Source organism: Collinsella sp. AM40-7AC, from assembly GCF_003468125.1.
GTDB classification, from domain to species: Bacteria; Actinomycetota; Coriobacteriia; order Coriobacteriales; family Coriobacteriaceae; genus Collinsella; species Collinsella aerofaciens_O.
The window spans coordinates 17,523-32,018 of sequence record NZ_QSGK01000007.1 but is presented as its reverse complement, the minus strand read 5'-3'; the positions used below and the strand labels follow the sequence as shown (position 1 = coordinate 32,018).

11 protein-coding genes are annotated in these 14,496 nt (G+C 59.9%); all 11 read left to right on the top strand.

The window, feature by feature from the left end; genetic code table 11:
* Positions 1 to 388 precede the first annotated feature (388 nt).
* The 11 genes from DW892_RS07050 to DW892_RS07000 all read left to right on the top strand — a co-directional run bounded on the left by DW892_RS07050 (position 389) and on the right by DW892_RS07000 (position 14,431).
* Positions 389 to 2,059 carry a ribonuclease J gene (locus DW892_RS07050; protein ID WP_117654800.1) on the top strand — a complete coding sequence of 557 codons (1,671 nt, stop codon included), beginning with the start codon at positions 389 to 391 and terminating at the stop codon, positions 2,057 to 2,059.
* A gap of 1 nt (position 2,060) precedes the next feature.
* A complete protein-coding gene (locus DW892_RS07045; protein WP_233546867.1) occupies positions 2,061 to 4,841 on the top strand; it encodes a DNA translocase FtsK in 2,781 nt (926 codons plus the stop codon).
* Positions 4,841 to 6,334 carry a helix-turn-helix transcriptional regulator gene (locus tag DW892_RS07040; protein ID WP_117766619.1) on the top strand — a complete coding sequence of 498 codons (1,494 nt, stop codon included), beginning with the start codon at positions 4,841 to 4,843 and terminating at the stop codon, positions 6,332 to 6,334. Before DW892_RS07045 ends, DW892_RS07040 begins: the two co-directional genes overlap by 1 nt.
* Positions 6,335 to 6,360: 26 nt before the next feature.
* The gene (locus DW892_RS07035; protein WP_022094699.1) at positions 6,361 to 6,858 is read left to right on the top strand and encodes a YajQ family cyclic di-GMP-binding protein; all 498 of its coding nucleotides are present in this window, start codon (positions 6,361 to 6,363) and stop codon (positions 6,856 to 6,858) included.
* A gap of 27 nt (positions 6,859 to 6,885) precedes the next feature.
* Positions 6,886 to 8,235 (top strand): 30S ribosomal protein S12 methylthiotransferase RimO, encoded by a 1,350-nt coding sequence (gene rimO, locus DW892_RS07030; RefSeq protein WP_117766617.1) that lies wholly within the window; start codon positions 6,886 to 6,888, stop codon positions 8,233 to 8,235.
* Between the two features lie 99 nt (positions 8,236 to 8,334).
* Positions 8,335 to 8,883, top strand: a complete 549-nt coding sequence (gene pgsA, locus DW892_RS07025) for a CDP-diacylglycerol--glycerol-3-phosphate 3-phosphatidyltransferase (RefSeq protein ID WP_233546877.1) — start codon at positions 8,335 to 8,337, stop codon at positions 8,881 to 8,883.
* Positions 8,884 to 8,895: 12 nt separating this feature from the next.
* On the top strand, positions 8,896 to 9,426 hold the full coding sequence (locus DW892_RS07020) for a CinA family protein (RefSeq protein WP_117766613.1): 531 nt from the start codon (positions 8,896 to 8,898) through the stop codon (positions 9,424 to 9,426).
* A 257-nt stretch (positions 9,427 to 9,683) separates the two neighbouring features.
* On the top strand, positions 9,684 to 10,832 hold the full coding sequence (recA, locus tag DW892_RS07015; protein ID WP_117766611.1) for a recombinase RecA: 1,149 nt from the start codon (positions 9,684 to 9,686) through the stop codon (positions 10,830 to 10,832).
* An 11-nt stretch (positions 10,833 to 10,843) separates the two neighbouring features.
* A complete protein-coding gene (locus tag DW892_RS07010; protein WP_117564289.1) occupies positions 10,844 to 11,536 on the top strand; it encodes a regulatory protein RecX in 693 nt (230 codons plus the stop codon).
* A gap of 257 nt (positions 11,537 to 11,793) precedes the next feature.
* The gene (gene rny / locus DW892_RS07005; RefSeq protein WP_089573375.1) at positions 11,794 to 13,344 is read left to right on the top strand and encodes a ribonuclease Y; all 1,551 of its coding nucleotides are present in this window, start codon (positions 11,794 to 11,796) and stop codon (positions 13,342 to 13,344) included.
* Between the two features lies 1 nt (position 13,345).
* Complete coding sequence (locus DW892_RS07000) at positions 13,346 to 14,431, top strand: ATP-binding protein (RefSeq protein ID WP_117639870.1); 1,086 nt, start codon at positions 13,346 to 13,348, stop codon at positions 14,429 to 14,431.
* The last annotated feature ends 65 nt before the right edge of the window (positions 14,432 to 14,496 follow it).

Sequence of the window (14,496 nt, the reverse complement as noted above, 5' to 3'; positions counted from 1 at the left end):
TTTCGGAACGTGTCCGTCAGCCCCGTTCCGAAAAGCGAGCCGCATGCAACGGCCAAGCCACGACAGGCCCCGGGAGAGCGGGGACACCGGCTTAGGTTTATCGCGAGTTCCGCACGAACAGGAGGCCACTTAATGTGGCCTCCGTCGTGAGCAGGACTGTAGAGCAGGAAACTTCATCAGTGCCCGCCCCACGGGAAACCGGCGGGATAGACCGGTTTGGATGGGGCTTTGATGCATGGGTGGTCTGTTGGTGGGCAAATGGGTATCATACTGTGGTTATTGCATCGACTCTGCGATGCATGTTTGTATGTTCCCGGCGGTCGGTTTGCCAGAAGCGCCCCGTCGGTTGTTCCAGACCCGTTTCGAAGAAAGGAAACCACACTAACCTATGGCAGCTAAAAAATCATCTCCCTTGAAGATCATCCCGCTTGGCGGCCTTGACGGCATCGGCAAGAACATGACGGTCTTCGAGTGCGGCGACGACATGGTGCTCGTCGACGCTGGCCTCATGTTCCCGGATGACTCCCAGCCCGGTATCGACCTGGTGCTTCCCGACTACACCTATGTTCTTGAGAACGAGGAGAAGCTCCGCGGCATTATCGTCACCCACGGCCACGAGGACCACACCGGTTCGCTTCCGTATCTGCTGCAGGACCTCAACAATAAGGTGCCCATCTTCTCGAGCAAGCTGACGCTCGGCTTTATCGAGGGCAAGCTCTCCGAGTTCCGCATCCGCGCGCCTAAGTTCCGCGAGGTCAAGGGCGGCAGCCATGTCAACCTCGGCGGCATCTCGCTCGACTTCTTCTCGATGACGCACTCCATCCCGGGCGCTCTGGGCGTGTTCATCCGCACCAATCAAGGCACCGTTATGCACACCGGCGACTTTAAGCTCGACCAGACGCCCATCGATGGCGTCACGCCCGACTATGCCGCTATCAGCCGCTTTGCCAAGCAGGGCATCGACCTGCTGCTTTCCGACTCCACCAATGCCACGGTTCCCGGCTTTACCAAGTCCGAGGCCGAGGTTGGTCCCAACCTGCTGCACGCCATCAAGAACGCCCCGGGTCGCGTGTTCGTCGCATCGTTCTCGAGCCACATCCATCGTTTGCAGCAGATCTGCGATGCCGCCCGCAAGTGCGGCCGTAAGGTCGTTGTGACCGGTCGCTCCATGCTCACGAACACCCGCGTGGCGCGCGAGCTCGGTTATCTCAACATCGATGATGCCGATATCATCGATGCCTTCGATATTGATAACCTGCCTGACGACAAGATCGTCGTCATGTGCACTGGTTCGCAGGGCGAGCCGCTGTCGGCCCTGTCCCGCATGGCCAATGGCGAGCACAAGACGCTCTCCATCCACGAGGGCGATACCGTTATCCTCTCGGCAACTCCCGTTCCTGGCAACGAGAAGGCCGTCCAGCAGGTCGTCAACAGCCTGGCCAAGCTCGGCTGCGACGTGTGGGATAAGAACCGCGCTCTCGTCCACGTCTCGGGTCACGGTAGCCAGGAGGAGCTCAAGCTCCTGATGGCCATGGCCAAGCCCACGTATTTTATGCCGGTTCACGGTGAGGCCGTGCATCTGCGCGCCCATGCCCAGCTGGCGCGCAAGATGGGCATCAAGGACGATCATATCTTTATCCTCGATAACGGCGACACGCTCGAGATGCGCGGTGGTATCGTCAAGCGCGGTACGCCCGTCGAGTCCGGTGTCGTTTACGTCGACGGCCTGCGTATCGGCGATACCGACCCCATCGTCCTGCGCGATCGCCAGAAGCTCGCCAACGACGGTATGGTCACGGCCGTTGCCATCGTCTCCCTCAAACACAAGAAGATCGAGGCCATCGAGTTCTCGGGCCGCGGCGTCTCGTTTGCCATCGACGACCAGTTCTCCGAGGATGCCTCCGCGTCCATTATGAAGACGATCGAGAAGGGTAAGTTTAGCTTTACCAGCAGCGGTTCCGATGCCATTCGCAAGGCCGTGCGCGATTCGCTCTCTAACTTTATCTGGAGCCGTACGCGCACCCGTCCGATGATCATCCCGGTCGTCATGGAGGTTTAGTTTGGCGCGCGGATCTGCACAAAACGCCAAAGGCAATAAGGCCAATAACCAACCGGCATCTGCTAAGGGTGCCGGTTCCCATCTGCGTGCCAATAAGGGCCACGAGTCCGAGTTCGATGAGTTTGAGCCCTTGGTCGAGCCTTCGGCCAATCGCGATATCGCCGGTGTGGTCATCGCCGTTTTGGCGATCGCGTCCTTCATTGCCGTGATCTCTCCGGCAACAGCGCCCGTGACGGCTGCGGTTGCCGGTTTCTACCACCTGGGCTTTGGCCTGGGCGCCTACGTGCTGCCGATCGTCATCTTGCTGTTTGCCGCCACGCTCTTTTTGGGTGAGGACTCGCCGCTCAACGTGCGCTCTGTTGCGGGCGGTGCCGTGGTCTTTATCGCCGTCGTCTCCATTCTTTCGCTGATGGTGCCGGGCACGAGCGATTCGTGCGACCTTATGTTTACGCCGCAGAACCTTTCCGTGTCGGGTGGCTACATTGGTGCGTTTATTGCGAGTGCGCTGCAGAATGCCCTGGGTAAGCCTGTCGCGATGGTGGTCCTGTTGGGTCTTGCCGTCGTTGGTTTTGTCATCATTGGCTTTTCGGTGGGCGGTGTGCTGCGCTCTGCCCGCGATCGTGCGGCAGATTTTGCCGAACGTCGTCGTGCCGATGTCAACGCCAGCCCGTGGGGTGACGACGAAGCCCTGTCGGTGCCCGGCGTTGCCCGTCCGCACCTGAGCATTCTTCGTCAAAAGGGCTCCGATGCTGCCGTGACCACGGTCATGGGCAACGATGTGGACCCGGTTTTGGACGATGACGACGAGGACGATGACCCATTTGTCGACGTATCCGAGTCGGTTGAAGCCGAGCGCGCCAAGACCACGCTGCTGCCGCGCCGCCATGCCAAGAAGGGCAAGGCTGCGCCCAAGCTCAACACAAGCGAGCCCGACCCGTCTTGGCCCGATAGCGAGATTGAGCTCACCGAGGGTGACGACGAGGACGACGAGGCTCCGCTCGAGACCGCCAAGACAACCTTGCTGCCGCGTCGCCACGCCAAGCGCGGGCAGGTCACTGGACAGCTTTCGATGGAGGACGATCCGGACAAGGTTGACGAGTCCGAGCCGCCGTTTGTCGTGAATCCCGTCTCGGCCGCACCTCAGATTCCCGACTTCTTAAAGCATCCCAAGGTTGCCGGTGCGCCTGCCACGAGTGCTATCGAATCGGCTGCGGCTCGTGATGGGGGAGTGGACGACGGCGCCGCAGATAACGAGGGCGAAGAAGAGGACGGACTCAAGCTTCCGCCGCTCGAAATCCTGCATGCCAACCCGCAGTCGGCTTCCGCCGCGTCTTCGGACAAGGAGCTGGAGCAGACCGCTGAGTCACTGCAATCCACCTTGCTTGAGTTTGGCCGCAGTGCCCGCGTGGTCGGCTGGATCGCCGGCCCCACGGTGACGACCTTTAAACTGCAGCCCGGTGAGGGCGAGCGCGTGAGCAAGATCTCGAGCCTCGAGGACGATATTGCGCTTTCGCTTGCCGCCCAGTCGGTGCGCATCTTCGCGCCGATCCCCGGCACCTCTCTCGTTGGTATCGAGATTCCCAACCGCAAGCGCCAGAACGTCAATCTGGGCGACGTGCTGCCCTATGTGAAGGGCGGTCCGCTCGAGCTCGCCATCGGCCGCGACGCCGAGGGCACGCCGGTTGTCGCCGACCTCGCCAAGATGCCTCACCTGTTGATTGCCGGTACGACCGGTTCTGGTAAGTCGGTGATGATCAACTCCATCATCACGACCTTGCTCATGCGCGCCCTTCCCGAGGACGTTCGCCTGATTATGGTCGACCCCAAGCGCGTCGAGCTTGCGGGCTATAACGGTCTGCCGCATCTCTATGTGCCCGTGGTGACCGAGCCTAAGCAGGCCGCGAGCGCTCTGCAATGGGCTGTGTCCGAGATGGAGCGTCGCCTGAAGGTCTTCGAGCGTCTCAACGTGCGTAAGATCTCGACCTACAACGAAAAGCAGGCTGCTGGCGAGTTTGAGCATTACGACAACCCGCCGCAAAAGATGCCCTACCTGGTCATTATCATTGACGAGCTCTCTGACCTGATGATGGTCGCCGGTAAGGATGTCGAGGCCTCGATCGTTCGTATTGCACAGCTGGGCCGTGCCGCCGGTATTCACCTTATCGTTGCCACGCAGCGCCCCAGCTCCAACGTGGTGACGGGCCTTATCAAGGCCAACATCACCAACCGCATCGCCTTTAACGTCGCCACGGGCATCGACTCGCGCGTCATCATCGACCAGATGGGTGCCGAGAAGCTCACCGGTTTGGGCGACATGCTGTTCTCCAAGGTCGACTGGGGCAAGCCCCGCCGTATCCAGGGCTGCTTTGTCTCGGACGACGAAATCAACGAGATTGTCGAGTTCGTCAAGTCGCAGAGCGAGCCCGACTACCACGAGGAGATTCTGTCCGCCGTGGCGCCCGCTTCCATGTCCATGGCTGGTGGCGGCGGCATTGTCCGCACCGGAGTCGCCGAGCCGCAAGACGATGATCCGCTCATTTGGGAAGCCGCCCATATTGTGGTGGAATCGCAGCTTGGCTCCACATCTGGCCTGCAACGTCGTCTGAAGGTTGGCTATGCGCGTGCCGGGCGTATTATGGACATGCTGGAAGAAAAGGGTGTCGTCGGCCCGCCCGACGGTTCTAAGCCGCGCGAGGTCCTGTTGGACGAGGAGGGGCTTGCCGCGCTGGAATCTGTCGACGCCGAGATGGCACGTGAAGATCGTGAGTTTGGAGGATTCTGATGGCTGCACGCTTTGGTGACATGCTGCTCGAGCAGCGTCGCCGAATGGGCCTTTCCATTCAGCAGGTCGCCAACACCATCAAAATCAGGCCGCAGATCATCGAGTTTTTCGAGACCGGTAACTTTGCTTCGATGCCGCCGCGCGGCTATGCGCAGGGCATGATTTCGAGCTATGCTCGCTTTTTGGGCCTCAATCCGCGCGAGGTCGTCAATGCCTACTTTGACGAGCTGATGGCATACGAGCGCGAGACGTCGCAGCAGGGCGGTCGTTTTCAGGACGCCGCCGGCTACGTCAATTCGCGTTCCTCAGTCGATAACGGGCGCTTCCTGATGGTTCAGGGCGGTCGTTCGACCCGCTATGGACAGCGTCCTCAGCAGGCCGGTTATATTACCGAGACGGGTTCGGGCGAGGATATTCGCTCGCAGCGTGACCGGTTCCGCAGTACGCCGATGCCCGAGGACCGTGCACTTCCCGCTGCCCGCGGCGTGGCGCGTGACCCTCGTGCCGGCTACGGCGACGGCGGCTATTCCGATCGCGGTCACCGTGGTATCTCCACCGGACGCTCTCGCAGTGGCCATGCGGACGCCGATACCACGCAGGTGACGCCGCGTCTTCGCTCTCAACCACAGCCGTATGGCCAGCGCTCTTCGGCTCCGCGTGCGGGCCAGCGTGGCTATCAAGGCCGCGGTGAACTTGCGCCCCGCTCGGGTCAGCGCAGCCTTCAGGGCCAGGGCGGCTATCGCAGCCGTTCCGATAGCAATCGTGGTCGTATGCCGCAGGGAGGCGGCCGCAGCAGTTCCGGTTGTGGACGTGGCGGATCCCGTACTCCTCAAAACAATGGGCTCGATCCGCGTATCGTCTACGCCGGCATCGGTGCCGTGGCGTTGCTGCTGATCGTGCTCATCGTGGTGCTTCTGCGCGGCTGCGCAACTTCGGCGCCCGAGACCACGCCCGAGACGCCCACTGCCACCAAGACGACGACTAAGAAGTCTTCTAAGAAGACCGAAACGGTCGACGAGGACGAAGACACCGATGAGGCGACGGATGAGTCGACCGATTCGGACGCCACCAAGACGACGGCTAAAAAGGAAGAGAACGAGGTAACGAAGGTCAAGGTCTCCGTTGCCAAGGGAAAGACCGCCTGGATTGAGGTCAAGGTCGACGGCAAGTCGGTCTATGGCGCCCAGGCGACTGGCCCCTTTGAGCAGGAGTACACGCCCGAGTCCTCGATCGAGATCACCACGTCCAAGCCTTCCGATGTCACCGTTACCAAGAACGGCGAAAAGGTCCGTTACGATACCAAGACCTCGGGCGTGGCGCGTGTGACGATCACCGTTCCCAAGAAGGAGACGACTGATTCCGAGAATGGTGAAAGTTCTGATGGTGCCGACACCACCGACGGCACCGATGCCCAGTCCACGGATGGCGCCGATACCGCAACTGACGGCCAGACGCCCACCGATTCTACCGACTATTCGTACGATAGCTACTAAGCCGCTCGTACGCGAAAGGAAACATCATGGCTAAAGATTCCAGCTTCGACGTCGTGTCCGAGGTCAACATGCAAGAGGTCGACAACGCCTTCCAGCAAACCACGCGCGAGATTTCCCAGCGCTATGACCTGAAGGATTCCGGCGCCACGATCGAGCTTTCGAAGGGCGACAAGCTCTTTACGATCAACGCCCCGGCCGACTTTGTCTCCAAGCAGATTATCGACGTGCTGAGCTCCAAGCTCATCAAGCGCGGCATCGACCTCAAGGCTGTCTCGTGGGATGCTCCGCAGGCGGCATCGGGCGGCACCGTGCGCGTGCTCGGCCATATCGTCGAGGGTATCGACCAGGCGACCGCCAAGAAGATCAACAAGGACATCAAGGATCAAAAGCTCAAGGTCAAGGTGACCATCGAGGCCGACAAGCTTCGTGTTTCCTCCGCTTCGAAGGACGCGTTGCAGACCGTGATCCAGTTCCTGCGCGACCAGGACTACGGCCAGCCGCTGCAGTTCACCAACTACCGCTAATATCATTCGAAAGGACCGCTCTCCAATATGGATACACCGTTGGGCTCCGTGCTCTACATCACCCTCGGGTGCGCTAAGAACGAGGTTGACACCGACCGCATGCGTTCTCTTTTGACCGCCGCAGGCTACGAGGAGGCATTCGACCCGCAGGACGCCGATATCGCCATCGTCAATACGTGCTCGTTCCTTGCCTCCGCAACGTCCGAGAGCATCGAGACCACGCTCGAGCTCGCCAACGAGGTCCAGGACGGCGTTCGTTCTTGCCCCATCGTCATGTGCGGCTGTGTGCCGTCGCGCTATGGCGACGACCTGCCCGATGAGCTGCCCGAGGTCGCTGCCTTTGTGAAGGCCGACGAGGAGGATGGCATCGTGGCGGTCATCGATGGCGTGGTGGGCGTCGAGCGCGAGATTGCCGCCTATATTCCGCAGGTCAAGCGCACCGTCGAGGGCGCTGTCGCCTACGTCAAGATTTCCGATGGCTGCAACCGCTTCTGCAGCTTCTGCATGATTCCCTATATTCGCGGTCGCTATCATTCGCGAAATGCCGAGAGCATTATCTCCGAGGTGCGCGACCTGGTTGCCGGTGGCGTGCGAGAGGTCGTGCTGATCGGCCAGGACACTGGCATCTGGGGCACCGACTTTGCGGATGGTGACGTCGCCGAGGGCTCGCCGCGCAATCTGGCGCAGCTGCTGCGCGCCGTAGCCGAGGCCGTGCGCCCGCACAACGTCTGGGTCCGTGTTCTCTACCTGCAGCCCGAGGGCATGACTGACGAGCTTATCGAGACGATTCGTGATACGCCCGAGGTGCTGCCCTATATCGATATCCCCGTGCAGCACTGCGACGCGCGCATCCTCAAGGCTATGCGCCGTTCTGGTTCGCGCCAGGAGCTCGAGGACCTGTTCCGCGATCTGCGTGAGCGTATCCCCGGCATCGTGATCCGTTCCACGGCCATGGTCGGCTTCCCGACCGAGACCGACGACGAGTTCCGCGACCTTATCGACTTTATGGACACCGTCGGCTTTGACTACACGAGCGTCTTTGCCTACTCGCAGGAGGAGGGCAGCCTGGCCGCTAAGATGGAGGGTCAGGTCGATGAGGAGGTCAAGCTCGAGCGCGCCCAGGAGGCCATGGACCTGGCCGAGTCGCTCGGTTTTGCCGCCACCGCCGCACATGTGGGCGAGCGCGCCCAGGTGATTGTCGACGGCATCGAGGAGACCGAGGACGGCGCCGAGCTGATCGGCCATGCTTGGTTCCAGGCGCCCGATTCCGATGGCGCGGTGCACTTGGACGCCAGCGAGGCGTCCGTGGGCGATATTCTGACGGTCGAGTTTACCGATAGCTTCTGCTATGAGCTTATCGGCCATGTTGTGGAGTAGGAGAGCATCGTGGCAAACGAGAGCAATAAGGAACTGACGAGTGTTTGGACGCCCGCCAACATCGTGACGTGCGTTCGCATCGTCTTTATCCCGGTGTTCATGATCGTGTCGGCGCTTTCTCACACGAGTGTTGCCGGTACAGATTGGAGCACCTTCGACGGCCCGCTCGCCGCCGCTGCCTTCATTCTGTATGTGATCCTGTCGTGCACCGATAAGGTCGACGGTTATCTGGCGCGTTCGCGCAATGAGATTACCGACTTCGGTAAATTCTTGGACCCCATTGCCGATAAGCTGCTGGTGTTCTCGGCTCTGCTGCTGTTCTTGGATTTTGGCGCTGTGACCGTGTGGTCCGTGTTCATTATCCTGTTCCGTGAGCTTCTGGTGAGCGCCCTTCGCATGGTCGCGAGTGCCGCCGGCGTGGTCGTTGCCGCCGATAAGCTTGGCAAGTACAAGACGGCGACCACGATGGTCTCCATCTGCGGTTACCTGTGCGTCTTTGCGATGACCGGCCTCCAGTTGGGGCCTGCGGAGCTGTTGCTCGGTGTCTATGGCGTTTCGCGCTTCCTGTACGCCGTTGCCGTTGTCCTGACCGTTATCTCGGGCGCCCAGTACTTCTGGAACTGCCGCAAGATCGTCTTTTCGGTCTAGGTTCTGGTGGGTATGACGGACTCTTTTGAGCAGATTTCCGCACATAACGAGGAGCTGGCGCGTCATATTGTCGAGCGCGCGAGCGCTCGGGGCGTGACGGTTTCGACGGCTGAGTCGCTGACAGCAGGTATGATCGCCTCGACGATTGCCGATATCCCGGGCGCCTCGGCGGTGCTGCGTGGCGGTGCGGTGACCTACTGCGATGAGATCAAGCATCGCGTTTTGGGTGTTGATCAGGAGACGCTTGACCGCTATACCGCGGTGTCGCATCAGACCGCGCGCGAGATGGCGGCGGGTTCGCTGGAGCTGTACCAGAGCGATATTGCAGTGAGCGCAACGGGTTATGCCGGCCCCGGCGGCGGCACTGAGGACGATCCGGCTGGCACTTTCTATATTGGCTGGGCGTATCGCGCGGCTGATGGGGAAGTGCCGGTCGTGGACTCTGTGCGCTGCCACTATGAGGGCGACCGTTCGTGTGTTCGTGCCCATGCGGTCGCGGAGGCATTGGGACGCATTGCCCTTGTGCTCAACTCTATGAAATAGACGTGTTTTAAGGGGCCTTAGGGCCCCTTAATTGTGGAGATAGGGACCCCTGACGAATTTAGCGTTTGCGCCGGTTATAGGTGTATTCTTGTCTTCCTTGTTCTTATTCGGCCCTTTGTGGTCAAGCATTTGGTCAGTGTTTGGTCGGCGTTTGGTTGGGTTTTGGAAAGACTGCCTGCATATGATTGGCCTGAACGGTTGACCACGAACAGCCGTTCGTTTACTATCAATGCAGGTTGTTAAGAGGAGGGCTATTCATGGCCAAGAATTCAGGTCCCGTACGTACCGTTCATGCACCCACGACGGGTAAAGAGCGCGAAGAGATGATCGCTACCACCAAGGCCGAGATCGAGAAGAAGTTCGGTCAAGGCTCCATCATGAGGTATGGTGACGGCGGCCCCGAGCTTGAGGTTGAGGCCATCCCCACGGGCGCTCTGGCACTCGATGCCGCTCTGGGTATCGGCGGTGTGCCGCGCGGCCGTATCGTCGAGATTTACGGTCCAGAGTCCTCCGGTAAGACGACGCTTTCGCTCGAGATCCTGGCCGAAGCCCAGGCAATGGGTGGCGTGGTGGCATTTATCGATGCCGAGCACGCGCTCGATCCCACGTATGCCGCGCGCATTGGCGTGGATATCGACGAGGTACTGATTTCCCAGCCTGATACGGGTGAGCAGGCGCTCGAGATTGTTGACATGCTCGTGCGTTCCGGCGCCATCGATGCCATCGTCGTCGACTCCGTCGCCGCGCTGACCCCGCGTGCCGAGATCGAGGGAGAGATCGGCGATACCACGGTCGGTTTGCAAGCTCGTCTGATGAGTCAGGCGCTCCGCAAGCTCGCCGGCTCGCTGTCCAAGTCCAACACGACATGCATCTTCATTAACCAGCTGCGAGAGAAGATCGGCGTCATGTTCGGCAACCCCGAGACCACGACGGGCGGCCGCGCCCTTAAGTTCTTCTCTTCGGTGCGTATCGACATTCGCCGCATCGACAGCATTAAGCTTAAGGATGAGGTTGTCGGTAACCGCGTGCGTGCCAAGGTCGTTAAGAACAAGGTGGCAGCTCCGTTCCGTTCTGCTGAGTTCGACATCATGTACGGTACGGGCATCTCTAAGGAGGGCTCGATTCTGGACATGGCTGTCGAGTGCGGCATTTGCAAGAAGATGGGCTCCTGGTTTGCCTATGGCGAGGACAAGCTCGGCAACGGTCGCGAGGCCGCCAAGGCGTTCCTGCGCGAACACCCCGATTGCGCCGACGAGATTGAGCATAAGGTCCGCCTTGCCTGCGGGCTTGAGTTTGATGACGATGCTCCGTCCGAGGTCGAGCTGACCGATCAGCCTGCGCCTGAGGAGTTTGACGAGCTTTACGCCATCGATGGTTCCGCCATGCTCGATGATGACGACGAGTAGCGGTTACGCTCATGTCGTATACGGTGACCGAGGCCACGGTCGTCTTTCCCGATAAGAAGGCGGCCTCCTCGTTCTCGAGCGGGTATGCGTCCAAAAAGCCTTGCGCACATATCGATTGTGAGCTTGAGGGCGGTTTTGAGCGGTCCATTTGGATTCCCGTGCGGGTCGCGCGCCTGTATGTCAAAAATCGCCCCGATCTTCCCTGTGATTGGGATAACTTTCGTGAAGCGGTGCAGCTCATCGAGCGTAAATGTGCACTTACCATGGTGACCGAGATGCTATCGCGACGCGACCATGCGACGGGTGAGGTCTGTGACAAGTTGGCACGCTACGGCTTTCGCCAGCCCGCGATCGATTTCGCCGTCGAGCGCGCCACCGAGTATCGCTTTTTAGACGAGAACCGCTTTTGCTCGTACTTTATCGAGGAACGCAAGCGGCGCGGTTGGGGACAGCGTAAAATCGAGACCGAGCTCAAGCGCCGTCATGTCGTGCTCGATGACATTCCCGGTTATCCGGAGGATTATTTTGCCGTCGAAGACGATTTGGCGCGTGCGTCAGCCCTGCTCGCCAAGCGGCGTGTTCCAGAGACGCGCGGATTCGAAAAACTGGTTCGGTTTTTGATGGGCAAGGGCTTCTCGTATCACATCGCCGCCGATGCCGTTAAGGCACGTCTCGATGCCGAACGTGAGGAATGTGCGGTTTAGGCGTATGCGTTTTGTGGCCCTGCCGTTCACCGCGTTTTAGCCGCCGTGCTGGGGCCATTTATTTGACAGTTGTTGTGGTTCAACGTACGATAAACACTGTCATTTGCTTTGTGATATGTGCTCATCTGTGATGAGTTTGTTTATATGTTTATCTGTATCCGACCCGCATAAGCTGCGCCCATATTACTCAAATGTCGCGAGCCGTTCGTAAGGACGGTTCGCTTTGTTGTGTAACGAATCCATAAAAAGGAGTGAGCATGCCTATCATCGCAGCGCTCGTTGGCATCGTTTTGGGTGCCATCGCCGCCATTGCCTACATGCGCACCGCCAAGCAGGGTAGTCTTCACGAGGCCGACGAAAAAATCCAGTCGGCACACGCACAGGCTGAGTCCCTGATCGGTGATGCTAAGCGTCAGGCCGAGACCCTCAAAAAAGAGGCTCTGCTCGAGGCTAAAGAGGAGATCATCAAGAACAAGCAGGCCGCTGAGGCCGAGGACAAGCAGCGTAAGAACGAGATTCGTACGCTCGAGAACCGCGTGATGCAGCGCGAGGAATCTCTCGATCGCCGCAACGACGCTCTCGACAAGCGCGAGCATCAGCTGTCCAGCCAGGCCGGTCAGGTCGAGAAGCGCTCCCGTGAGCTCGAGGAGCTCTGCGCAAAGCAGACCTCCGAGCTCGAGCGTATCGCCGACCTTACCCGCGAGGACGCGCACAAGGAGCTCCTTGATAAGGTTCGCGGCGAGGTCACCCACGAGGCCGCCACGATCATTCGCGAGTCTGAGCAGCAGGTTCGCGCCGAGTGCCACAAGACCGCCCAGGAGATTCTGTCTCTGGCGATTCAGCGCTGCGCTGCCGATCACACTGCCGAGGTCACCGTTACCTCCGTGCACATTCCCTCTGATGACCTCAAAGGCCGTATCATCGGTCGCGAGGGTCGCAACATCCGGACCTTCGAGCAGGTTTCCGGCGTCAACCTCGTGATCGACGACACGCCCGAGACCGTCGTTCTTTCGAGCTTCGACCCGGTCCGTCGTGAGACCGCCCGCGTCGCCCTCGAGAACCTCATCGCCGACGGCCGCATTCACCCTGCCCGTATCGAGGAGATGTATCACAAGGCCGCCGACCTGGTTCAGCAGCGCGTGCGCGAGGCTGGCGAGCAGGCTGCCTTCGATACCGGCATCCACGATCTGCACCCCGAGATCGTCAAGACCCTTGGTGCCCTGCGCTACCGTACCTCGTTTGGTCAGAACGTGCTTCAGCATTCCCTCGAGGTCTCTGATCTGTGCGGCGTGATGGCTTCCGAGCTTGGCCTGGACGTTGTGACCGCCAAGCGCGCCGGCCTGCTTCATGACCTGGGCAAGGCAATCGACCACGACGTCGAGGGCCCGCATGCCGTCATCGGCGCCGAGCTTGCCCGCCGTTATGGCGAGAAGCCCGTTATCGTCCACGCTATTGAGGCTCACCATGCCGATGTCGACCCCAACACGGTGCTCGATGTCCTGGTGCAGGCCGCCGATGCTGTCTCTGCCTCTCGCCCCGGTGCCCGTCGCGAGTCTGCCGAGAACTACATCAAGCGTCTTGAGAAGCTTGAGGAGATCGCCAACTCCCATGACGGCGTCGAACGTACCTATGCCATGCAGGCCGGTCGCGAGGTCCACGTCATGGTCCAGCCGGACAAGATTTCCGATGCCCAGTCCACGGTTCTGGCTCACGATATCGCCCATCAGATCGAGGAAGAGATGGAGTATCCCGGTCAGGTGCGCGTCGTCGTGATTCGCGAGAGCCGCGCTGTCGATATCGCTAAATAACATGAGCGACGCGAACGAGCTCATCTCATTTATCGCGTCGATGTCGGGGGAGGGCAACCTTCGCGTCGAGGAGAACCTTGGCGAGGGGTATGTCCGCCTCCGCGTTTCGGAGGCCGAGCGGCGCCAGGCTAAGCACGACATTCAGCATGTCGAGGACATCGTCATCGAAATGCTCCGTAATGCTCGCGATGCCGGCGCCGACAAGGTCTATCTCGCCACGACCAAGGAAGATGGCGTCCGCACGCTTGTCTTTCTGGATAACGGTTCTGGCGTTCCGCAGGATATGCAAGAGCGAATCTTTGATGCCCGCGTTACCTCCAAGCTCGAGAGCATGAAGATGGACCGTTGGGGCGTTCACGGTCGTGGCATGGCATTGTTTTCGATTAAGCAGAACGCCGACGAGGCCCGTGTGGTCACGTCCGGCGTCGATCTTGGTTCAGCCTTCAAGGTGAGCGTTGCGGCCGACCGCCTCAGTGAGCGTGCCGATCAGTCCAGCTGGCCCCAGGCCGTCAAGGATGAGGACGGACGTTATGTCTGCGCTCGCGGTCCACATAATATTATTCGCGCTGCTTGTGAGTTTGCGCTCGAGGAGTTGCGTGGTTGCGATGTCTATCTCGGTTCTCCGTCTGAGATTGCCGCGACCCTTTATGCTCAAGCGTCAAGTCGGCTCGATACGTCTCGTCTCCTGTTCATTGATGACGAGAGCGAGCTTCCGGTTGTCGATCGTTTAGGCCTTGCTTCTGATGCCGAGGACTTTATCCGTATTTGTTCGGGTTTGGGTCTTGAGATGTCCGAGCGCACGGCCCATCGCATTTTGGCAGGGCAGATTAAGCCCGTTCGCGGTGTGACCGCGCGTCTGCTGCGCGAGCGTGATTCGTCCTCGCATGCGCCGACTCCTGTCGATCTCGCGAAGGATCGTCGCGGGCTACGTATTGCCAAGGATGACATGGCACAGTTTTCGCGCGCTGTGGAACGCGACTTTAATGACCTTGCCGCCCGGTACTATCTCAACCTTTGCGGCGACCCAAAGATCCGTGTTTCGCGTGATCGAATCACCGTGACCTTTGATCTTGCCAAAGAGGAATAGTGCCTTTACCGAGTCCACTCGGTACGATACAGTTGTTGCAGTTAAAACGTACTTTTAAATGCAGG